The organism is Actinacidiphila epipremni, assembly GCF_012034175.1.
Classification (GTDB): domain Bacteria; phylum Actinomycetota; class Actinomycetes; order Streptomycetales; family Streptomycetaceae; genus Actinacidiphila; species Actinacidiphila epipremni.
This window is the reverse complement of sequence record NZ_JAATEJ010000099.1, coordinates 1-292: the sequence shown is the minus strand read 5'-3', so window position 1 is coordinate 292 and position 292 is coordinate 1. Positions and strand designations below refer to the sequence as shown.

The window sequence follows — 292 nt, the reverse complement described above, 5'->3', positions numbered from 1 at the left end:
GCATGTCGAAGGCGTGGTAGACGTCCGAGAACCCCGGCCGCGAGTCCCGGTCGCCGGTACGCCACCACGTCGGCACCCCGCCGATCACGTAGCAGCCCTGGGACGTGAACCAGTTGACGACGTCCAGGCACGGCGCCGGGGCGAACGGCCGCTTGTCGTCGCTGAACCCGAAGCCCCAGATGCACACCACCGGCTTGCCGTTCTGCCTGGCGTAGGCCGAACTGGCGGTGTGGGCCTTCATCTTGTTCGTCCAGTCGGTCTTGATCTCCGACTGCATGTTCGTCCAGTCCGT

Annotated in this window: 1 pseudogene; it reads right to left on the bottom strand. The window is 66.4% G+C overall.

The window, feature by feature from the left end:
• A pseudogene (locus HCN08_RS34630) lies at positions 1 to 277 on the bottom strand (discoidin domain-containing protein); the annotation flags it as partial.
• Positions 278 to 292: the final 15 nt, after the last annotated feature.